This is a genomic window from Humibacter albus DSM 18994, assembly GCF_000421825.1.
Classification (GTDB): domain Bacteria; phylum Actinomycetota; class Actinomycetes; order Actinomycetales; family Microbacteriaceae; genus Humibacter; species Humibacter albus.
Genome location: NZ_ATXT01000016.1, coordinates 172,265 through 192,075, shown reverse-complemented (window position 1 = coordinate 192,075; position 19,811 = coordinate 172,265). Strand labels below are relative to the sequence as shown.

Sequence of the window (19,811 nt, the reverse complement as noted above, 5' to 3'; positions counted from 1 at the left end):
TCAGCCGAAGATCATCGGCCGATCGTCGTCCTCTTCTTCGCCGTTCAGCGACAGGTCGAGATCGACGACGACGGGCACGTGGTCGCTGGGCGCCTCACCCTTGCGCTCGTTGCGGTGGATGCCCGCGTGCGTCACGAGGTCGGCGAACGGCTGAGACCCGAGGATGAAGTCGATGCGCAGGCCCTCGTTGCGCGGGAACCGCAGCTGCTTGTAGTCCCAGTACGTGTAGCCCTCCGGCTGGTACGGGCGCACGACGTCGCTGAGGCCCAGCTTCTCGAACTCCTCGAACGCCTCACGCTCCGGCGGCGAGATGTGTGTCGACACTCCGGGGACGAGGCTGGGATCGCCGACGTCGGCATCCGTCGGCGCAATGTTCCAGTCGCCCATCAAGGCCAGCGGCCGGTCGGGATTGGCTGCAAGCCAGTCGCGCGCGTCGGCGGCGAGCGTCGCGAGCCAGTCGAGCTTGTAGGTGTAGTGCGGGTCGTCGAGCGAGCGGCCGTTGGGCACGTACAGGCTCCAGAGCCGCAGGCCCGCGACTGTGACGCCCAGAGCTCGGGCCTCCAGCGGCAGGTTCTCGCCCTCCTGCCCCTTCGCGAAGCCGGGCATGCCGGCGAAGGCGGTGGAGACATCGTCGATCGGCTCGCGGGAGGCGATCGCAACCCCGTTCCACTGGTTCAGCCCGTGGATCGCGAGCTCGTACCCGGCTGCCTCGAACGGCTCGCGTGGGAACTGCTCCGGCTTGCATTTGATCTCTTGCATGGCGAGCACGTCGATGTCTTCACGCACGAGCCAGTCGACGATGCGACCGACGCGTGCGCGGATGGAGTTGACGTTCCAGGTGGCCACACGCATGTCGCCAACCTACCGGGTGCCGGTGACGTTGCGCCGATTTCCGGCACGCGAGAAGGCCGCCTGCTCCTGGAACGATGCCGACGGCTGCCACGGCATCGCCGTGCGAGGATCATGAGGATGCACAGTACAAATGACGGCCGTGGACGCGTTGCCGACGCCGTCATCCTCGACATCGGCGAGACGGTGCTCGACCGCACCCGCGAATACGCGGCGTGGGCGGCGTTCTTCGGGGTGCCCGCACACACGTTCTCCGCGGTGTTCGGCGCCATGATCGCGCGAGGCGCCAAGGTGGCGCAGGTGATCGAGTCGTTCGCGCCCGGCACGCCCTACGCGGACCTGCTCGAGGCGCGGCGGTCTGCGGAACTCGACGTAGGCATCCGGGAAGAAGATCTGTACCCGGATGTGCGTCCCGCCCTCGCCGAGTTGTCCTCGCTCGGTGTTGTGGTCGGTATCGCGGGCAACCAGCCGGCGCGCACGAGCGACAGACTGCGGGCGCTCGAGCTCGGCGCGGCCTTCATCGCGTCGTCGACCGACTGGGGCGTGGCGAAGCCCTCGCCGGAGTTCTTCGTGCGCGCGGCGAGTGAGGCCGGCACGACGCCGGAGCGCACCGTCTATGTGGGCGACCAGCTGCGCAACGACGTACTCGCACCGCAGGCGGCCGGACTGCTGAGCGTGCGCATCCGCCGCGGCCCCTGGGGCTTGATCGAACAGGACGAGAGCGCGGAAGCCGGATGCCTCGCCGTCGTCGACTCGCTGCTGCGGCTTGCCGAGGTGGTCGCCCCGTCCGCGTGAGCCCAGAGGGCGACGGGGAGAACGCAGGGTGCGCACATAGACCACGCGTGGAAGACTCAGGGATGGGTCGGCGAGACTCGCATCCAACGCGCTCCTCGGAGCGCGAGGAGGTTCACGTGTTCCAGACACCGCTCGCCCTACCGGCGAGACAGAGCAAGCCGCGCACCAGCGGACGCACCATGATGATCGACGGCGGCATTCCGACCGCCCAGTTCATCGACATCGTCGAGAGCCACGGATCGCTGATCGACGTCGTCAAGTTCGGCTGGGGCACCGCGCTCGTCACCGACCAGTTGCGCTGGAAGATCGATGCGGTGCGACGCAACGGCGTCGACTTCTACTTCGGCGGCACGCTCTTCGAGAAGTTCGTCTCCCAGGGGCTGTTCGATGACTGGAGGCGGTTCGTCGACGACTTCGAGGCCGGTACGGTCGAGATCTCGAACGGCACCATCGCACTCTCGAACGACCGCAAGGCCGACTACATCGCTCGCGTGGCCGACGACTACCGCGTCTACAGCGAGGTCGGCTACAAGGAGTCGGATCGATCGGAGACGATGCGCCCCGAGCTGTGGGTGCGCTACATCCGCCAAGACCTGGATGCCGGCGCCGACACCGTGATCACCGAGGCTCGCGAGAGCGGGCAGAGCGGAATCGCCCGGGCGAACGGCGAGCTGCGATACGGGCTGATCGAGGAGATCCTCGAGTCCGGCATCGACGTCGACCGGCTCATGTTCGAGACTCCGAACAAGGCGCTGCAGACCTATTTCATCCGCCGAGTCGGTCCCGGCGTGAACGTGGGCAACATCGCCCACACCGACATCGTGCCGCTCGAGACGCTGCGGCTCGGCCTGCGCAGCGACACGCTACTGGCTCTCGACTCGTCGGTGGAGGCATCCTCGAGCCCTGGGCAGACCTCGTCGCTCGACACGGCATCGCTCGAAAACCAAGGAGAAGACACCCATGCGTGAACCCCGTGACGCTTTTCACCTGGCCATTCCGGCCCGCGACCTCGACGAGGCGTATGACTTCTACGTGAAGGGTTTGGGCTGCAAGCTCGCCCGGCGTTACGACGACCGCATCACGCTCGACTTCTTCGGCGATCAGGTGGTGTGCCACCTCTCGGAGAACTACGACCCGAACCCGAGCATGTATCCGCGGCACTTCGGTGTGACGTTCAGAGAAGCAGATGACTGGCGCCGGCTGGTCGCGCTCGCCCGCACCCGAGAGCTCGAGTTCTTCGTGGAGCCGTTCCACCGGTTCGAGGGGCTCGTCGAGGAGCACGAGTCGTTCATGCTCAAGGACCCGTCGGGCAACCTGCTCGAATTCAAGTACTACGCCGACCCGCGCATGATGTACTGACGCCGGCCGTCTACCGGGGCTCTCGCGCCCGCGCGTGGGCGCGAGAGCTGCGTTCGCCTACCAGCCGCCGCCCCCGCCGCCGCCTCCACCGCCGCCGGAGAAGCCGCCCCCGCCCGAGCCGCCGAACGAGCTGGAACCGCTGCTCGTGGCGGCGGGCGTGGTCGCGAAGCTCGAGGTCGAGACCGCGCTCGACCATACGGCGAGGGCGATGAACGGGCCCGGACCGCTGTACCAGTCGGGTGACGTCTCACCCGTCGTCGCGTAGTGGTCCTGCAGCACCTTCACCCACTGCTCCGAGACGCCGAGCACCATCGCGTAGGGCAGCACCTTCTCGTAGAGCTTGATCACGGCGCCCTGGTCGGTGACGTCGACCCGCTCGGCGGTCGTCGGGCTCTGCAGGAACGCGATGCGGTCGGCTTCGGCCAGCTCGATGTACTCCCGCAGGCCCTTGAGGTGGTCTCGCACCTCGGCGCCCTTGTCGGTGATGCGGTCGCGGTTGCGCGCGAGCACGAGCAGCACGACGCCGAAGACTGCGGCAGCGATGTCGGGCAGGATCACCCACCAGGCTCCCGCGTGGTTCAGCGCGGCGAAGACGAGGTGCACGACGGCTGCAGCCAGCACGACCACGAAGAGCACGCGCATCCAGGCGTTCGCGGTGCTCCTGGTCTTCTGGCGCAGGCCGAGCGCGGTGACGCGCTTCGCCGCCGACGCCCGCTGCGTGCCCAGAGAATCGCCGAGCGACTGGTCGTTCTGGTCGAGCACCCGGTGATGTCCGACCGTGGCGGTCGGGAACAGGATCTGCAGCAGATAGACCTCCGACTGGTCAAGGGCCGACCAGTCGTTGTTCAGCAGCGTGACCGAGTAGCGGGTGCTCTTCGGCGCCCGCGGATCCTCGGCGAGACTCACGTACTTCTGCACGGCGAGGCCGATCAGCTCCGCCGGGAACGCGGCGCCCGAGTTGTGCACGAAGTCGGCGGCGAGCATGGGCCACACTCCGGCCGGCGCGTCGTACTGCGGCACGATGATGCCGCGTCCCTTGGCGTCGCGGAACGGCCCCGTGCGCAGGTAGATCACCCAGGCGAGGCCGACCAGCAGCGGAATGAAGAACAACCAGGGAATGACTGCCCACTGCCACTCGTCGGCGGCGGGTGTCGGCTCGGCGAAGGCCGCGTTGTCGAACCCCACGGCGACAGTCAGTGACTTGTACGGGTTCAAGCCGCTCACCGACGAGGTGATCGTGTCACCGGAGCGATCGATGGCACAGGGCTCATCCGAGGCCGCCTCGGAGGCGACGGGGTAGCACGACAGCTTGCCGTTCAGCGCGGAAGCGGTGCCGTCGCCGAGCTTCACGGTGACGGATGCCTCGCCGATCGCCGAGCTCCAGCCCGTGCCGTTCACGTCCCAGTACAGTTCCGCGTCGTCTTCATCGGCGAAGTGCCGCACGACGTTCTGCACGGTGTACCGCAGAACGTAGGTCTTCGACCCGTGCACATAGCTGTTCTTGTTGCCGATGCGCAGCACGAGCGAGTCGTCGTCGTAACCGGTGTCATCGGGATCGACGGTCGTGTACGGCTGACGTACGCCGTCGCCATCCGTGATGGACACCACGTGGGGACGCAGCGGGATATCGCCGTTGTAGGTCGGGATCGCGCGCTCGATGCCGTGGTTCACGTCGCCCTCGGGGAAACGCACCGAGATCGTCTCGGTGATGGTCATCGAGGACTGCTTGTCGGCATCCCGGTGCAGGTCGAAGACCGCGTCGAAGCGGTCGACGGTGAGAGCAGAGACCGGAGTGTCGTCGTCCGCGTCCGCGTAAGCGCGCAGTGCGGATGACCGTGCTGCGGAGACCTGTGCTGCGGATGCTTGTGCTGCGGAGACCCGTGCTGCAGACATCCGAACTGCGGATGCTCGTGCTTCCGACGCGAGCGCCGACACCGGTGCGTCGCGGGATTCCGCCGTCGTCGTCGCGGCGTGTGCGGTGGGGTCGCCGAACGGGCCCGCACCGAGCGAACCGGCTCCGATGGCGAGACCGCCGACGGCGACGGCCAGGGCGGCGAACGCAGAGGCGAGGCGAATACGCATCGCCCCAGGCTACCGAGGACGAGGCTGCACGCAGGTGGTTCTCGGCGATACTCCCTATAACCTTGACTTCCGTGACCGACACCCGCCAGCAGCTCATCGACCACATCTCGAACGAAGCCGTCTTCCACGGCGACTTCACGCTGACGAGCGGCAAGAAGGCATCGTTCTACGTCGACCTGCGCAAGGTGAGCCTCGACCACCGGGTGGCGCCACTGATCGGGCAGGTCATGCTCGACCTCATCGCCAGCGTGCCCGACGTGGTCGCCGTGGGCGGCATGACGATGGGCGCCGACCCGATCGCGGCCGCCGTGCTGCACCAGGGAGCCGCGCGCGGCCTGGCCTACGACGCGTTCGTCGTGCGCAAGGAGCCGAAGGACCACGGCCGCGGCAAGCAGGTCGAGGGCCCCGAGCTCGAGGGCAAGCGCGTCATCGTTCTCGAAGACACCTCGACCACGGGCGGGTCGCCGTTGAAGGCCATCGAGGCGCTGAAGAAGGTCGGGGCCGAGATCGCGGCCGTCGCCGTCGTCGTCGACCGCAACACCGGCGCACGCGAGGTCATCGAGGGCGCCGGCTACCCGTATCTCGCCGCGATCGGACTGGACGACCTGGGGCTTTCGTGATCGGAGCAGCGCCCTAGTGGCCCGCTTTCTGCGCGGCCCGCACGACGAGTCGGACGATTCGAGCGACGACCTGTCGTCGCTGTTCGGCGACTCCGCCGGCGACTTCAGCGACGATGTCGACGACGAAGCGGATGCCTACGAGCCGGCCTTTCCGCCCGTCGCGTCCTCGCCGCCTCAGCCCGCGCCGCCTCAGCCCTCGCCGCCCGATGACGGGTCGGCCCCGCCGACGTACGACATCCCCGAGCTGTCGATGCCCGTGCGGCCGAGGCGGGAGCCAGAACGGCGTGGACCTTCGACGAGCCTCCCCGCGGACCAGGGCGGGTCGTTCTTCTGGGGGCTGACACCCAACGACGAACCTGACCCGCTCGTGCACCGAGACGACCCGGATGCCGTCGATCCCGAGACACCGGCGGAGGCGCCGGACGGCGTGCCGACCGACGGACCGCGGTCGCGTGGCCTGGTTCCGCCGACGGTGCCGCTGGCGCCCTATGTTCCGCCGACGTACGAGGAGCCGTCGCCGGCAGTGGCGCCCGACGCCGAAACGCCCGCGACGGGGTCTCCCCGTATGCCGGAGCAGGAGGTGTCTCCGCGAGAACATGCGCCCGGTGCATCGGAGCAGGCGGTCGAGCCTGCGCAGTACGCCTCCGGCGGCGCAGAGCGGGAATCCGGTGAGCGCCAGTCGGCGTTCGGTGCGCCAGGGACGTCGGAGCCCGGTACGCCGTCCTCGCCGTTCATCGGCGTGCCCGCATGGACGCCGCCGGCAGCCCCGCAGGCAGGGCCGGCATCCTCGACGCCAGGGCCGGCAGCCCCGCCGACGAACCCGACGCCGGCGGCGGCACCGGACGAGCCGCTTGCCCCAACACCGGCCGAGCCGCCCGCCCCGGCCGAACCGCCGGCCGCACCACTGCCTCCCGGCACCGTGTCGCTCCCGTGGGTCCGCCGTCGCCGGCGCGGGTCGACGCAACCCGAACGGAACGATCCCGATCCTGCGAGCGCGGAGTCAGAGACCAGTGGCACGGGCACGCTCGCCGGTGCTGCCGCGCCCGGCATCTCTGTTCCCCCGACGGGCTCGCCGTTCGGCACCGGACCACTCGGCGTGAATCCGGGCGCCCCGGAACCAGACGCGCTCAGTCGGAGCCAATCCGGGGCCGAGAGCGGAATGAGCCCGGAGAACGGGTTCGGCACCGCGACGGGGCCGAGTTCCGAGAACGAGTCGGACCTCGAGAGCGGCGCGGACTCCGAGAACGGGCCGAACGGCGCGGGCGACCGGCCGGCCGAGCAGGATGTGCCGCGCGAGACATCCTCGTGGTCGTTGTTCGGCGACCTGTTCGATGACGCACCGCAGGACGCGTTGGCGATCGAGGAGCTCGGCTCGCACGATCCGGATGCTCCGGCGCACGCCGACGAGGCGGCGGACGCGACGCGGGCGCTCGACATCGATACCGACGACGATGCCGATCCCACGGAGGCTGAGGCCGGCGCATCCCCGCACGATGCCACGATGGCCTACACCGTGCCGTTCGGCGCGGGCGTGGGGTTCGCGGCAGCCGCCTCCGAAGCCGGTGAGATGGCCGACGCGGATGCGACGACGCGGGTCAACGAAGCATCCAACGATCCGGAGGCCACTGAGGCTTCTACGCCCTCGGGCGAGTCGCGCCGCGCGCGCCGTCGCGCGGAGCGTGGCGATTCGGACGAGACACCGGTCGTCGGCGCCCCCGCTGCGTTCGCCGAGCCGGTCGCTGCCCGCGGGGCCGGAGCGGGCGGCCGCGGGCCCGACTCGGGCCACGCCGGATCGGCCGCGTCTGGTGGGTCTGGTGCACCTGGTGGATCGGGTGGGCCTGGCGGCTCTGGGTCTCGTGGATCGGTTGGTTCTGGCGGATCTGGTCGCGCCGGCGGATCCGGCGGCGGTCGCGACGACGACACCGGCGGCCCGTCGCCGCGCGCCCAGCGCATCATGCTGATCGTCGCCGGCGCCATGCTGCTCGTTCTGCTGCTGATCGCACTGTTCATCGTGGGGCGCACGGTCGCGCATCCGGATGCGGTCACGACCCCGACCCCGACCCCCACGGCGACGAAGACCGCGACTCCGACGCCCACACCCACGCCGACCGCGGCGGCGACCGGACCTGTCGCGCCGGGCAAGCATCCGTGGAACGGACTGTTCGGTGGCGAGTGTCTGCAGCCGTTCACGTCGCCATGGGCGAACACGTTCATGGTCGTCGACTGCGCTGCACCACACGCTGGGCAGATGGTCTACACGGGCACGTTCAGCACCGATCCGAGTGCGGCGTTCCCCGGCACCGACGAGCTCTCCTCGCAGATCAACGTGCTCTGCTCGCGCATCGGCATTCTGAACCTGGATGCCGCGGGTCAGTACAGCGACGCCCAGATCCAGGGCAGCTACCCCGTCACAGCCAAGCAGTGGAAGTCCGGCCAGCGCTCGTACTACTGCTTCGTCAGCCGCTCATCGGGTGAGCAGATGACCGGGAGCCTGCAGGGGCCGGGGCCGCAGTAGCGCGGGCCCGTACCTGCGTCAGGCGCCGGCGACCTCGGTCGACGAATGCTGCGGGATGCGCGCACCCGCTTGCCGCTCTCGCCGCACGCTCCGCAGGTGCCGCACCGCCACCAGCGTGAGCACGCCGATCGCGATCACCACGAGCGCGATCTGCTCGAGCAGGGCGGCCGGGCCCGTGTGAAGGGCGTTGGCGAGTCCGACCCAGCAGTAGGTGAGGATGGCGCCGGTGCCGAAGCCCAGGGCATCCGGCCGGAGCACGAACCCCACGAGCAGGCCGGCGACGATCACCGCGATCAGCGCCGCCGCGACCAGCCAGGGCGACACCGCGTGGGGCAGATTGTCGGCGAGCTGGAAGAGCGTACCGAGAACGAACGCGGTCACGACGGAGGCGGCGTAGCCGAGCCCGCGGCCCGCGGTCCGACGAGCGCGCGACTGATCGGCTCCGACATCGGAGGGGCGTCGAACAGCGGTCTCGCGGCCGCGCAGCACCGTGAACGTCAGGACGATCAGCGCCACCGCCACCAGCACGCTGACGCCGAGCTGCACCGGGTTCGCCATGAATCCGCCGGCGAGGGTCGACACCGCGAAGATGGCGAGGCCGCCCAGCACGAAGAACGCGCCGGGCACGGCGAGCCAGCCCGCGCGCATCCACGGACGGCTGCCGAAGGCGGCCTCCATCACGGCTATCGGCGATCCGATGCTCCACACCACGTGCAGCGTCAGCACGAACAGCAGCCACGGGCCGGCCGTGCCGAGCCACGGGATGAAGCCGAAGGCGATCAGGTGCGCACCCACGTAGTCCGGGTTGAACAGTGACTGGGTGACGACGCCCTCCTCGATCACCCCGAACGCGAGCGCCAGCATCAGGATGCCCGGCCACCCCGCCCGCGCCCGTCGCGCGAGCTCGCGGATCAGCACCGCCGCCGAGCCGTAGAAGGCGGTGAACAGCAGGAGCGAAGCGACCTGCTGCCCGACCGGCTCGAAGCCGCCGAGATACTGGTCGCCGAGCAGGAACTCGGCGGTGACGCCGGAGGCGACCGCGAGACAGAGAGTGTGCAGCAGCGTTTTCATGCAGCCAGGCTCCCGCGGCTCGGGAGACCGCGCATGGGGCATCCGTCATCGGGGACCCGTGACATTCGTCACGTCGTGCGGGGGCGTTGCCCGGCAAGCGTGTTCTCGTGGCGATCTCCTCCCGAAACACGCAGGCGATCGCGCGCTCACGAGTGCAGGGGCGCGCCGGAGCGGCGCACGGGCGCTGCGTCGTGGCTAGGCTTCGCCTGTGGTGAAGAGCAGGGGCGGCGATGCGAGCCGTGGCGATGGCGTCCGGATCGGCCGCAGGCGGCGGAGCCGGCTCGGGGCGCTCGGCGCGATGACGGCGGTAGCGGCGGCGCTGACGATCTCGCTCGCGGCGTGCAGCCCCGTTTCGGCGCATCCGGCGGCGCACACGAGCCACAAGCACCACTCGAAGGTGCAGCACCTGAACTCGACGCCGACCGAGACACCCGATCCGGCGGACTCCCGGCCGGCCACGCCCGACCCCGCCGATGCCTCCCAGCCCGCGCCGACGCTGACACCGGTACCGGCCGGCACCGTCGTCGCCGAGGGTGACGTCGCATCACCGAAGGGGAGCATCCATTTCCACTACCGGGTCGCTGCGAACGGCGACAACACGTACACCGCGCAGTACTCGAACTTCACGTCGACGGTGCCCGTGCCGGTCTCCGTCACGCTGCTCGACGTTCCCCCGAAGGTCGGCGACGGACTGACCTGGCACGGAGTGGGCGACCACCAGCTCGGCGGGCCGACGACCTCGCCCGCGTCATCCAGCGCGTCCCTCGGGTCGGAGGATGAGCCGTCGTACCTCACCTCGCTCGTCACGTATTCGTCGGCCGCCTCGTTCGACGGCGTTCCGGTCGAGCTCGGACCGAACAAGGTGCTCGCCGTCGACACGGTGCAGTGGAACGTGCCGGTGCGCCAGTCGAACGTGCATCCTGTCGACGGCGGCACCCGCACTTACGCTGCGGGCACTGTCACGGCCACGACGTCCAGCGGCGCCCCGAAGAGCTACCGCATCGCTCCCGGCGACATCACCTCGTTCGTCGCGAAGAGGTTCGGCATCTCGGTGCAGGACCTCATCTGGCTGAACACCAACCTGCAGGTGTTCGGCGACCAGCAGTACCTCTACGCGGGAACGACGCTGAACCTGGACCCGAACAGCATCTGAGCGGATGCCATACTTCAGCGGTCGGTAGACGCCTCCCCGCGCCCGCCCTGCGCCAGGGCGAGCGCTCGCCGAGTGCACCCCAACGACCCTCTCCGCCCGGGTCGGCGGCAGCATTTCGGTGCCCTCGGCGCCGCTGTCGCTGCCGCTGCCGCCGCCGCGACGCTGACGGCGTGGGAAGCGCCGCAGACCACGCGCTCGTCGCGATCGTTCGGCGAAGGCCTAACCGGCGTGCCGCTCGACCCGCGCCTCGAGCCCGCGCTGCACGGACGGCCACTCGGTGTCGAGGATCGAGAACGTGACGGTGTCACGCATGAGTCCCTTGTACACCTGGTAGTTGCGCAGCACGCCGTCCTGCTTGGCACCGAGGCGGGCGATCGCCGCACGCGACTGGTGGTTGTGCCAGTGCGTGTGGAAGTAGACGGCCTTGCAGCCGAGCGTGTCGAACGCGCGGGCGAGCAGCAGCCGCTTCGCGTCGGGGTTCACCCCCGTGCCGTGCTGCGACGCCGACATCCACGTGTACCCGATCTCGACGCGCAGGTTCTCCTGTGAGATATTGCAGTACGTGGTCATGCCGACCAGCGTGCCCGTGTTCAGGTTGCGGATCGCCCATGGCGCCATCGTGCCCTCACGCTGCCAAGCCAGACGTCTCTCGATCTCGGATGCCATGGCATCCGGGGTGGGGACCGTCGTGTACCAGATCTTCCACAGCTCGCCGTCGGCCGCGGCACGGCCGAGCTCGTCGGCGTGGTCGAGTGAGAGCGGCTCGAGCGCGGCAAGGTTTCCGGTGAGGGGCACGGTTTCGGCGAACGACGTCACGCTGAAACGGTAGCGGATGCCGATGCCGGCGTCGGCGCTCGCCGGTGCAAGGCGCCGGCAGGTATGCCGACCGGCGGCCCGCCCTGGCGCCTTACGCGGCGGGCGCGGTCGCCACGGCGGCGCGGATCAGCGACGTGTACACGTGCTGCCACCGAATGTTTGTGAAACCGGCCGCCATCAGCAGCGCGGTCGCGCGTCCCGGCGTGCGCGCCTTGCCACGGCGCGTACCCATGAGCGTGGGGAGCAGGAGCCACGAGAACTGGTCGCACAGCACAAGGGCGCCGCCCGGACGCAGTGCGCGTGCACAGGCCTCCAGCCCGGCACTCTGGTCGATCCAATGGTCGAAGGAGGTGCCACTCACGATCAGGTCGAATCCGTCTGTGTTGGCGTCCGGCGCGCCACCGAACGGGCGGAGTGCGTCATCGAGGCTCTCGGCCGTGGCCTCGGTGAACGATATCCGCGGATCTTCGGTCGACCGCTCCGCGACCTCGATCATCCCGGCCGCCGGGTCGATGCCGACGAAGCGCTCCGCGTGCGGAAGCGAGGCGGCAAGGCTTCTGAGCAGGTAACCGGTGCCACATCCGACGTCGAGCACCGTGCGGGCATCCGGCGCGGAAGCGAACGCGAGAGCGGCGAGGCGGTCGGAGATCTCGTGGTGCACGCGCCCGAGCCAGCCGGAGTCGTAGCCGTGTGACCGCTCGTGGTAGGCATCCAGATCGCGGAACGGTGCGGATGCCTGTGCCCACGCCGACCGGTCGCTCTCACCAGCCTGCATCTCGTGCCCTTCCCGTTCGATGGTCACACCTTACGGCGGCTCGCGTTCGCGTCCCGCCGCACCGAGTGCGCCCCAACGCCGCGTCAGAACGCGTCGGACTCCAGTGGCTCCTCGGGCACCAGCTGGAACACCCCATCGAGCACCTCACCCGGACGGAACGGGTAGCGCTCGATCTCGGCCTGGTCGCTGATGCCGGTGAGCACGAGCACGGTGTGCAGGCCCGCCTCGATGCCGGCGATGATGTCGGTGTCCATGCGGTCGCCGATCATGCCCGTGTTCTCCGAGTGTGCACCGATCTTGTTCATGGCCGAGCGGAACATCATCGGGTTCGGCTTGCCGACCACGTACGGCTCACGGCCGGTCGCCTTCGTGATGAGAGCGGCGATGGCACCGGTGGCAGGGAGCGGACCGTCGGCGCTCGGGCCGGTGGCATCCGGGTTCGTGACGATGAAGCGCGCGCCCTTGACGATGAGCCGGATCGCCTTGGTGATCGCCTCGAAGGAGTAGTTGCGGGTCTCGCCGACCACCACGTAGTCGGGATCCGTCTCGGTGAGGATGAACCCCGCCTCGTGCAGGGCGGTGGTGATGCCCGCCTCGCCGATGACGAACGCGCTGCCGCCGGGCATCTGCGACTTGCAGAACGCGGCGGTGGCGAGTGCGGATGTCCAGATCGACTCCTCGGGAACGTCGAGCCCCGAGGCGCGCAGCCGAGCGGCGAGGTCGCGCGGGGTGAAGATCGAGTTGTTCGTGAGCACCAAGAACGGGGTACCGGAGTCGCGCCACCGGTCGATGAGTTCCGCGGCACCCGGGAGCGCCTGGTTCTCGTGCACGAGCACGCCGTCCATGTCGGTGAGCCAGCACTCGACCTCGTCGCGCTTCGCCATAGTCGTCCTTCCTCGGGTGCTTCCAGGGTATCGGCGCGAGCCACGTGAATTCTGTGCTCCTACGCGGTGCGCGCTGTGAGCACGCCACGCGTACCCGCGTGCCGGAAATCGGAGGTCCTGTGCGGCACGCCGCGCCGCCCGCCGCGACACGCGGGCGCTCTCCCGAGACTCTGATTTCCGACACGCACGGCGGATGTCCGGCGCGCGCTCCGTGGATGCCCGGCCGCCGCCCGAGTACCCACTCTCTAGGCTTGCCGACGTGCAGAATCACGATCGCCCGCATTCCGGGCAGGACGCGCGGAGCGGCCCCCTGCTGTCCACTCCCGACGGCGAGCGTGCGGACGCCTCCGCGCCAGCGACGGTCGAGCAGTCCACGCACGGCGTGGGCCCGTGGCCCGGCGGAGCGGAGGAGTGGCCCGACGACGAGCGCTTCGACCCCGAGCTGCTCGCGCACGGCGATACCCGCAACGTGCTCGACAGGTACCGCTATTGGAAGCTCGAGGCGATCGTGGCGGAGTTGGATGCCCACAGGCATCCGTTCCATGTCGCCATCGAGAACTGGCAGCACGACATGAACATCGGCTCGATCGTGCGCAGCGCCAACGCGTTCCTCGCACACACCGTCCACATCGTAGGACGGCGGCGCTGGAACAAGCGCGGCGCCATGGTCACCGACCGCTACCAGCACGTGGTGCACCACGACACGATCGCGGATCTGGTGGCCTGGGCGAAGGACGAGCGGATGCCCATCATCGCCGTCGACAACGTGCCGGGCAGCGTGCTGATCGAGAGGTTCGCACTGCCGGAGCGCTGTGTGCTGCTGTTCGGGCAAGAGGGCCCGGGCATCTCGCCGGAAGCGATCGAGGCGGCGGATGCCATCGTCGAGATCGCGCAGTTCGGCTCCACTCGGTCGATCAACGCGTCGGCTGCTGCCGCGATCGCGATGCACACCTGGGTGACGCAGCATGCGGAGCTGCCCGGGAAGTGACGCGGGGTTCCCGAGGCGGTGCTCAAGGACTGATGGTGCACCTCGGCGGTATGCGAAGAGCGAGCTGACTACGCAATGTCCGAGTAAGGATGCCGGCTCTACGCAATGCCGAGTAAGGATGCCGGCCCTACGCGGTGCCCGGCGCATCCGGCCCGCGTCGAGTTCCACCGGGCCCGCCGGCCGGTGTGATGAACCCGCTCTCGTAGGCGGCGATCACCGCCTGAAGACGGTCGCGCAGGCCCAGCTTGCCGAGTATCGACGCGATGTGGGTCTTCACGGTGGCGGGACTGAGGAAGAGGTCACTGGCGATCTCCGCATTCGTGAACCCGCGCGCGAGCGCACGAAGCACCTCCTTCTCCCGCTCGGACAAGCGATCGAAGCCCGCTGCATCCCCGGCGTCTTGGTCGAATTCCCGCCGCGTGAAGTCGTCGACGATGCGGGCAAGCACGGCCGGTGCCAGCACCGTGTCGCCTCGAGCCGCTGCGCGCACGCCGCGGACGAGCTCGGCGGGAGGAGCGTCTTTGAGCAGGTAGCCGCTCGCCCCGTCGCGGAGCGCTCGCGCCACGTAGTCGTCGACGTCGTAGGTCGTGAGCAGGAGCACTCTCGTGTTCGTCGAGCGCGCCAGGATCAGGCGAGCGGCGTCGAGGCCGCTGAGTTCAGGCATCCGGATGTCGAGCAGCGCGATGTCGGGATCGTGCTGCTGCACGAGTTCCACCGCCTCGACGCCGTCGGATGCCTCGCCCACGACCTCGAGATCGTCCTGCTGTTCGAGAATGATGCGGATACCGCTGCGGACGAGCGACTGGTCGTCGGCGATCACGATGCGGGTCACGGCGTCGGCCCCGCCGAGGTCGCTTGAGTGTGGGCATCGAGCCGGAGGCTTCCGTCCCCCTGGATGTCTCGGTCGCCCTGGAACTTTCCGTCGCCCTGGGTGTTTCCGTCGCCCTGGGTGTTTCTGCCGGCCCGGCCGTTCCGGCGCGGCCGCGGGCCCTCACCGGCCCGCGTGTTCTCGTTGGGCCGCGCGTGCTCGTCATCAAGAGGGAAGCGCGCGTGAACAACCCACTCCGTCTCACCGCGGTCCACCCCGAGACTGCCGCCATACGCAGACGCGCGCTCGCGCATGCCGGCGAGTCCGTGACCGGGCGGCTCGCGTCTCCGCGCACCATCCCCTGACTCCTCAGTCCCGCTGGCCGTGCGGCTCGGGGTATCGCACAACTGATTGACGACGACGACGTCGATCGCATCGGCGTCGAATCGCAGCCGAACACGCGCTGCCCCGCCGGGAGCATGCCGTCGCGCATTCGTCAGCGCCTCTTGCACGATGCGGAAGATCGCCGTCGAGAACGCGGGCTCGATCGCAGGAGCGCTGCCGGTGGCGTCCAATGCGGCTCCGGATTCCAGCACCAGAGCAGGAATGCGCTCCAACCCGACCGTGGGCGGGCGATGCGAGAGTGCGGACCGCACCTCATCGAGGCCATCATGTGCTGCTACTCGCACGCGCTCGATCGGCGCTCCGGCCGGGTGGCCGGGCTCGAGAAGCTCTCCCGCGGCGCCCGCCTGCACCGCGATGCTGCTCAGCGTGTGCCCGAGCACGTCGTGCAGATCACGGGCGAGCCGAGCCCGTTCCGCTTCGGCGGCGAGGTTCGCAGCCTCCGCTCGGGATGCTGCCAGCTGCTCGGTCAGTTCGCGCAGCTGCCGGGTCTGGCGCCGCGAGCGCGCTAGCAGCCATCCGGCGAGCGCCGGGGCTCCGGTGAGGATCAGCGGCGTGAGCAGCACCTCGACGGCGGAGTCGCTGGTGCGCACCTGGATCACGTATTCCGCGGTGAGCAGCACACCCAGGCAGACCCACATGCGCATTCCGCGCAAGTGGTCCGTCACCGAGAACGCGACCAGGAGCGCGGCGGCGAATGCCCAGAGTGGGGTCTCGGCGCCAGGAAGGAACGCGAGCGCGACGATCCCCGCAGACGCCGTGAAGGCCATGATCGCGGTCGCGCGCGTGCGCAGGACGACCGAGGCCGCCACGATCATCGACACCGTCTCGGCAGCCGGATGGAGAGCGCCCGTGTCGAGCAGGGTGGTCGTGAGGGCGGCGAGCACCAGCACCGTCGCCATCAGCAGATCCGGCCACGGCACTCCCCACACCCTGCGCCACGCGCGCTGCATGGGGTCAGCCTAGGGCGAATCGCGGGCTGTGCCATCGGCCGTTCGGGCGATGCGGGAGCCTTCGGGATCACCCGGATGGCCGCGCTTCTCGCTCTCATGGGCGAGGTCGGCGCTCCTGCGTCCCTTCTACCGTGGCGACATCCGGGCAACAGTCCGGCGGGATCCGGGCAGCGCCCCGTCGATGGTTCGCCGGTGAAGCCCGGCGAGAAGGGAACGGTCATGTCTGACGAACCTGTGCGCGATCACCCGCGCACTCTGCTGCTGTGTCTTTGTCTGGTCGGCGCTCCGCTGGCGGAGGTGATCGAGCAGCTGCTGTCACCGTTGACGGGAGGAAGCACGGCGGACGATTTCGCGGCCGTCTCGGGCGCGCCGGAGCGATTCGCCGCCTCCATCGCAGTCGGCATGATCGGCACCGCGCTTCTGCTTCCGGCACTGCTCGGACTGGCGCGCCGTGCAAGCGACCGGTCGCCGACGCTCGGCCTGTCGGCCGCGATCGTCGCCGGCGTCTCGGTGCTCGGCTTCGCCGGCGTGCGAATGTCTCAGGTGTTCGAGCTGCAACTGGCCACCGGCGGACTGGAGCAAGCGGATGCCGCGCGCGAGTTCGACGCGGCCGTCGGCTCGCCGCTCGGAACCGTCGTGCTTGTCGCGTTTCTGGGCGGGACGGTCGTGGGCGTTCTTCTCCTCACGATCGCGCTGTGGCGTTCCCGCCGCGCTCCCATCGGAGCCCTCGTGCTGCTGGTGCTGTTCCCCTTCATCGATTTCGCGATGCCGACCGGGATCGGAACCGCGGCCTCGCACCTGGTGCTGCTGGCATCCTTCACCTGGATCTGCGTGGCGTTGCTGAGGTCGGCTCCGGTCAGACGGGCGTCCAGGGGCGGCCGAGTCCGAGATGCTGCCGAGGGCGCGGACGCGAGAGCAGAGAAGGGCACGGGTGCGCAGACGGGCACGTCGATGGAGGCGCACTGAACTGCCGCACATACGACCGGATCCGCGGAGCCGGTGCCGCGGCAGCCGTTGTCCGCCGGCGCCTCGTGTGCCCGCGGCAACCGGCGCAGCGGGGTGACGTGCGCGAGGCCGGGTGCACCGGGAACTCAGGCGTTTCGAGTCGGAAGCCCGGGCCGCGTTGCGCGGCGCGATCAGACCGCCTTGGCCGCGAGCTCAGGCGGTCTGAGCCGCGAGCCAGTCGTCGAACGTCAGGGAGTCGAGGCGGGCATCCGGTCCAGGAAGGATCGCACCGTTGCGTATCCCTTTGCCGAAGGCACCGGGCATCGTCAGGCCGAACACGTGACGCTTGTCGCCGCGAGCGGCCAGATACGCCTTCACCATGCGGGTCATCTGCTCTTCGTGCGGTCCCGCGAGGTCGTGATCGAGCCCGCGCGGCTCGCCGGCGGCGATCTCTGCGAGCGCCGCACCGACGGCGGCGGCCGCGACGGGCTGGCATCTCATCACCGGCGAGAGCTGCAGACCGGCGACGCGCAGCATGGTCGCCATCTGCTGCGCGAACTCGTGGAACTGCGTCGCCCGCAGAATGCTCCAGCCTCCTGCCAGTGCCATCAGGACCCGTTCCTGAGCGGCTTTGCCCGCGTAATAGCCCGCGTCGATCGTCGCGGCACCCACGATCGACAGCGCCACGTGGTGACCGATGCCGGCACGATTCTCAGCCGCGAGCAGGTTGCGAGTGGCGTTTCCGAAGAACCGCACCGCGGCCTTGCGCGATTGGGTGCCGGTGGAAGTGACGTCGATCACGGCATCCACGCCCTGAAGCGCGGCATCGAGTCCCGCACCGGTGAGCACGTCGACGCCAGTAGACCGCGCCAGCACGATCGCCTCGTGCCCGTTCTCTCGCACGGCCGCCACCGTGTGGGTGCCGACCACGCCGGTTCCGCCGGCGACCGCGATCTTCATCTGTGCTGCCTCCTGAGAAGAGAGTGCTCACGCGGGCCCGTAGGCGTCGACGATCGCTTGGATGCCGTCGGTGTCGAGCGTGAAGACCTGCTCGCCATCGCCCGGGCCCGGCACTGACACCATCATGACGCGCGGCGCCCCGGATGCGGGCAGATCGATCACGGCGAACCCCGAGCCAACGTGCGCCCGCTCGACGCCCGACGGGGCCGCGACGTCGGAGGTGTTCGTCACCCCGGGCGCGACGACGATCGGGATGCCTCGCTCCGATGTCGTGAGGCCGTGATGGTAATGGCCGCTGAGCACGAGCCGTACATCGCTGCCGTCGAGCACGCCGAGGAGGGCGTGCGGATCCGCGAGCTCCAGCCGCGAGAGCAGCGGCGTCACGGCAGGGGTCGGCGGGTGATGCACGACCACGACGGTGCCGAGGTCGACCGGTTGCGCGAGCACGTCGGACAGCCAGGCGAGCTGGGCGGCATCCACTGACCCGTACGCTGCGCCGGGCACACTCGAGTCGAGGGTGACGATGCGGTGGCGGCCGCGGGTGACGACGCGCGTGAGGTCACCGAGCTCGGCAGTGAAGGCATCCCGCACGTCGTGGTTGCCCATGGCGTAGACGACGTCGGCTCCTCGAGCGGATGCCCACGGCTCGATGCGCTCGCGCAGTGCACGATACGAGGCGGTGCTGCCGTCTTCGCTGAGGTCGCCGGAGAGCACGACGACGTCGACGCCCTCGAGATCGCCCGCCTTGGCCAGGACTCGCTCCAGCGCAGCCGTCGTGTCGACGACGCCGTAGTGCAGCGTGCCGTCGCCGAAGAGATGAGTATCGCTGATGTGGAGGATGCGCAGATCCGCGCCCGTTCTGGATGCCGTCACACCGTCACGCTATCCGCGCCCGCCGACACGGGGTGGTCGCCACCCGCGACCCCGCACGTTCCGGTTCAAGTCGCACAAACTGGGCTCCGACGACACGAAGAGGCCCACTTCTCGCGCCTGGAAGGGCGGGAAGTCATTCCGACGCGTTCAGGCGTCGTCACTGTGCGGACGGTGGATCGGACCGGGCCCCAGAACCGCGGTCATCGTCGTGAGCGGTCCGGCGAGCGCGCCGCCGTCGACCGGCAGGGTGACTCCGGTGATCCAGGAAGCGTCGTCGGAGGCCAGGAACGCGATGGCGGCGGCGATGTCGGCCGGTTCGCCGACGCGACGCAGCGGATAGAGCGGGGCGAGGGCATCCGGGCCGTCCTGATCGTCCCACACCCGCGTGCGCACGGTGCCGGGCGAGACGACGTTGATTCGCACCCCGGAGGGCCCGTACTCGACGGCGAGGTTCTTCGCGAGCAGCGTGAGCCCTGCCTTGGCGGCGGCGTAGGCGGGTTCGCCGAACGCCGCGATGCCGTTCACGGATCCGACCATGACGATCGACCCGTGGTGCGTCAGCAGCGACTCGCGGCACGCGCGGATGAGTCGCATGGGGCCGTGCAGGTTGAGGCTGACGGTTTCGTTCCAGTGCTCTTCGTCGAGCCCGTCGGCCACGTAGACGTCGCCGCCGGCGACCGAGGCGAGCACGTCGACACGACCGAACCGTTCGAGCACGCCGGCGACCGCTGCGTCGACCGACACCGGGTCGAGCAGATCGCAGGCGAATACGGCGGCGCGCGCGGCGGCATCCGGTTGTCCTACAGCGAGTTCGTCGAGCCGAGCGGATGCCGTCTGCGGCTCCCTGTCGACGATTGCGACGCTCGCGCCCTCCGCGAGCAGCCGCTGCACGGTGGCCCATCCGATCCCGTTGGCGCCGCCGCTCACCACGGCGACCTTGTCGCTGAACCTCATCGCGTCACG

The 19,811-nt window shown here is 69.5% G+C and carries 19 protein-coding genes; 8 read left to right on the top strand and 11 right to left on the bottom strand.

Annotated features, from left to right (window positions below; genetic code table 11):
* Complete coding sequence (locus H623_RS0112385) at positions 1-852, bottom strand: exodeoxyribonuclease III (protein ID WP_022901249.1); 852 nt, start codon at positions 850-852, stop codon at positions 1-3.
* A 117-nt stretch (positions 853-969) separates the two neighbouring features.
* Between H623_RS0112385 and H623_RS0112375 the strand changes: the two genes are divergently transcribed.
* The 3 genes from H623_RS0112375 (at position 970) to H623_RS0112365 (ending at position 3,003) form a co-directional block, all read left to right on the top strand.
* Positions 970-1,644, top strand: a complete 675-nt coding sequence (locus H623_RS0112375; protein WP_022901248.1) for an HAD family hydrolase — start codon at positions 970-972, stop codon at positions 1,642-1,644.
* A 116-nt stretch (positions 1,645-1,760) separates the two neighbouring features.
* Positions 1,761-2,612: a phosphosulfolactate synthase gene (locus H623_RS19725; protein ID WP_211218004.1), complete on the top strand. Its 852-nt coding sequence runs from the start codon at positions 1,761-1,763 to the stop codon at positions 2,610-2,612.
* Positions 2,605-3,003 carry a VOC family protein gene (locus tag H623_RS0112365; RefSeq protein ID WP_022901246.1) on the top strand — a complete coding sequence of 133 codons (399 nt, stop codon included), beginning with the start codon at positions 2,605-2,607 and terminating at the stop codon, positions 3,001-3,003. The genes H623_RS19725 and H623_RS0112365 overlap by 8 nt, the downstream gene beginning before the upstream one ends.
* Positions 3,004-3,060: 57 nt before the next feature.
* On the opposite strand, the gene H623_RS0112360 is transcribed toward H623_RS0112365, so the two are convergent.
* Positions 3,061-5,085 carry a DUF2207 domain-containing protein gene (locus H623_RS0112360; protein WP_022901245.1) on the bottom strand — a complete coding sequence of 675 codons (2,025 nt, stop codon included), beginning with the start codon at positions 5,083-5,085 and terminating at the stop codon, positions 3,061-3,063.
* Between the two features lie 71 nt (positions 5,086-5,156).
* Here H623_RS0112360 and pyrE point away from each other — a divergent pair, with 71 nt between their 5' ends.
* Positions 5,157-5,705 carry an orotate phosphoribosyltransferase gene (pyrE, locus tag H623_RS0112355; protein ID WP_022901244.1) on the top strand — a complete coding sequence of 183 codons (549 nt, stop codon included), beginning with the start codon at positions 5,157-5,159 and terminating at the stop codon, positions 5,703-5,705.
* Positions 5,706-5,721: 16 nt separating this feature from the next.
* Positions 5,722-8,220, top strand: coding sequence for a septum formation family protein (locus tag H623_RS21165; RefSeq protein WP_022901243.1), 2,499 nt, complete (start codon positions 5,722-5,724; stop codon positions 8,218-8,220).
* A gap of 18 nt (positions 8,221-8,238) precedes the next feature.
* Here H623_RS21165 and H623_RS21160 read toward each other — a convergent pair whose 3' ends face one another.
* Positions 8,239-9,291: a hypothetical protein gene (locus H623_RS21160; protein WP_022901242.1), complete on the bottom strand. Its 1,053-nt coding sequence runs from the start codon at positions 9,289-9,291 to the stop codon at positions 8,239-8,241.
* Positions 9,292-9,499: 208 nt separating this feature from the next.
* On the opposite strand from H623_RS21160, the gene H623_RS0112340 reads away from it, so the two are divergent.
* Complete coding sequence (locus tag H623_RS0112340) at positions 9,500-10,444, top strand: LysM peptidoglycan-binding domain-containing protein (protein WP_022901241.1); 945 nt, start codon at positions 9,500-9,502, stop codon at positions 10,442-10,444.
* 219 nt (positions 10,445-10,663) lie between these two features.
* On the opposite strand, the gene H623_RS0112335 is transcribed toward H623_RS0112340, so the two are convergent.
* The 3 genes from H623_RS0112335 to H623_RS0112325 form a co-directional block, all read right to left on the bottom strand.
* Positions 10,664-11,260, bottom strand: a complete 597-nt coding sequence (locus tag H623_RS0112335) for a GNAT family N-acetyltransferase (RefSeq protein ID WP_022901240.1) — start codon at positions 11,258-11,260, stop codon at positions 10,664-10,666.
* Between the two features lie 91 nt (positions 11,261-11,351).
* Positions 11,352-12,062 carry a class I SAM-dependent methyltransferase gene (locus tag H623_RS21155; RefSeq protein ID WP_051143222.1) on the bottom strand — a complete coding sequence of 237 codons (711 nt, stop codon included), beginning with the start codon at positions 12,060-12,062 and terminating at the stop codon, positions 11,352-11,354.
* 56 nt (positions 12,063-12,118) lie between these two features.
* Positions 12,119-12,919, bottom strand: a complete 801-nt coding sequence (locus tag H623_RS0112325; protein ID WP_022901238.1) for an HAD-IIA family hydrolase — start codon at positions 12,917-12,919, stop codon at positions 12,119-12,121.
* A 313-nt stretch (positions 12,920-13,232) separates the two neighbouring features.
* On the opposite strand from H623_RS0112325, the gene H623_RS0112320 reads away from it, so the two are divergent.
* Complete coding sequence (locus H623_RS0112320; protein WP_026940283.1) at positions 13,233-13,907, top strand: TrmH family RNA methyltransferase; 675 nt, start codon at positions 13,233-13,235, stop codon at positions 13,905-13,907.
* Positions 13,908-14,034: 127 nt separating this feature from the next.
* Here the strand turns inward: H623_RS0112320 and H623_RS19695 are convergent, their stop codons facing one another.
* Positions 14,035-14,739 (bottom strand): response regulator, encoded by a 705-nt coding sequence (locus H623_RS19695; protein ID WP_022901236.1) that lies wholly within the window; start codon positions 14,737-14,739, stop codon positions 14,035-14,037.
* Entirely contained in the window at positions 14,736-16,070 is a 1,335-nt protein-coding gene (locus H623_RS21150; protein WP_022901235.1) for a sensor histidine kinase, read from the bottom strand. Before H623_RS21150 ends, H623_RS19695 begins: the two co-directional genes overlap by 4 nt.
* Before the next feature lie 219 nt (positions 16,071-16,289).
* On the opposite strand from H623_RS21150, the gene H623_RS0112305 reads away from it, so the two are divergent.
* Positions 16,290-17,036, top strand: coding sequence for a hypothetical protein (locus H623_RS0112305; RefSeq protein WP_157560973.1), 747 nt, complete (start codon positions 16,290-16,292; stop codon positions 17,034-17,036).
* A gap of 192 nt (positions 17,037-17,228) precedes the next feature.
* On the opposite strand, the gene H623_RS0112300 is transcribed toward H623_RS0112305, so the two are convergent.
* The 3 genes from H623_RS0112300 to H623_RS19685 form a co-directional block, all read right to left on the bottom strand.
* Positions 17,229-17,975: an SDR family oxidoreductase gene (locus H623_RS0112300; protein WP_022901233.1), complete on the bottom strand. Its 747-nt coding sequence runs from the start codon at positions 17,973-17,975 to the stop codon at positions 17,229-17,231.
* Between the two features lie 27 nt (positions 17,976-18,002).
* On the bottom strand, positions 18,003-18,848 hold the full coding sequence (locus tag H623_RS0112295) for a metallophosphoesterase (protein WP_022901232.1): 846 nt from the start codon (positions 18,846-18,848) through the stop codon (positions 18,003-18,005).
* A gap of 147 nt (positions 18,849-18,995) precedes the next feature.
* Positions 18,996-19,802, bottom strand: a complete 807-nt coding sequence (locus H623_RS19685; RefSeq protein ID WP_022901231.1) for an SDR family NAD(P)-dependent oxidoreductase — start codon at positions 19,800-19,802, stop codon at positions 18,996-18,998.
* Positions 19,803-19,811: the final 9 nt, after the last annotated feature.

Excerpts from the sequence above, each read along its gene's own strand:
- H623_RS0112385 (WP_022901249.1), bottom strand. The coding sequence starts at position 852 with ATGCGTGTGGCCACCTGGAACGTCAACTCCATCCGCGCACGCGTCGGT.
- H623_RS0112375 (WP_022901248.1), top strand. The coding sequence starts at position 970 with ATGCACAGTACAAATGACGGCCGTGGACGCGTTGCCGACGCCGTCATC.
- H623_RS0112365 (WP_022901246.1), top strand. The coding sequence starts at position 2,605 with ATGCGTGAACCCCGTGACGCTTTTCACCTGGCCATTCCGGCCCGCGAC.
- H623_RS0112360 (WP_022901245.1), bottom strand. The coding sequence starts at position 5,085 with ATGCGTATTCGCCTCGCCTCTGCGTTCGCCGCCCTGGCCGTCGCCGTC.
- H623_RS21160 (WP_022901242.1), bottom strand. The coding sequence starts at position 9,291 with ATGAAAACGCTGCTGCACACTCTCTGTCTCGCGGTCGCCTCCGGCGTC.
- H623_RS0112325 (WP_022901238.1), bottom strand. The coding sequence starts at position 12,919 with ATGGCGAAGCGCGACGAGGTCGAGTGCTGGCTCACCGACATGGACGGC.
- H623_RS21150 (WP_022901235.1), bottom strand. The coding sequence starts at position 16,070 with ATGCAGCGCGCGTGGCGCAGGGTGTGGGGAGTGCCGTGGCCGGATCTG.
- H623_RS0112305 (WP_157560973.1), top strand. The coding sequence starts at position 16,290 with ATGTCTGACGAACCTGTGCGCGATCACCCGCGCACTCTGCTGCTGTGT.
- H623_RS0112300 (WP_022901233.1), bottom strand. The coding sequence starts at position 17,975 with ATGAAGATCGCGGTCGCCGGCGGAACCGGCGTGGTCGGCACCCACACG.
- H623_RS19685 (WP_022901231.1), bottom strand. The coding sequence starts at position 19,802 with ATGAGGTTCAGCGACAAGGTCGCCGTGGTGAGCGGCGGCGCCAACGGG.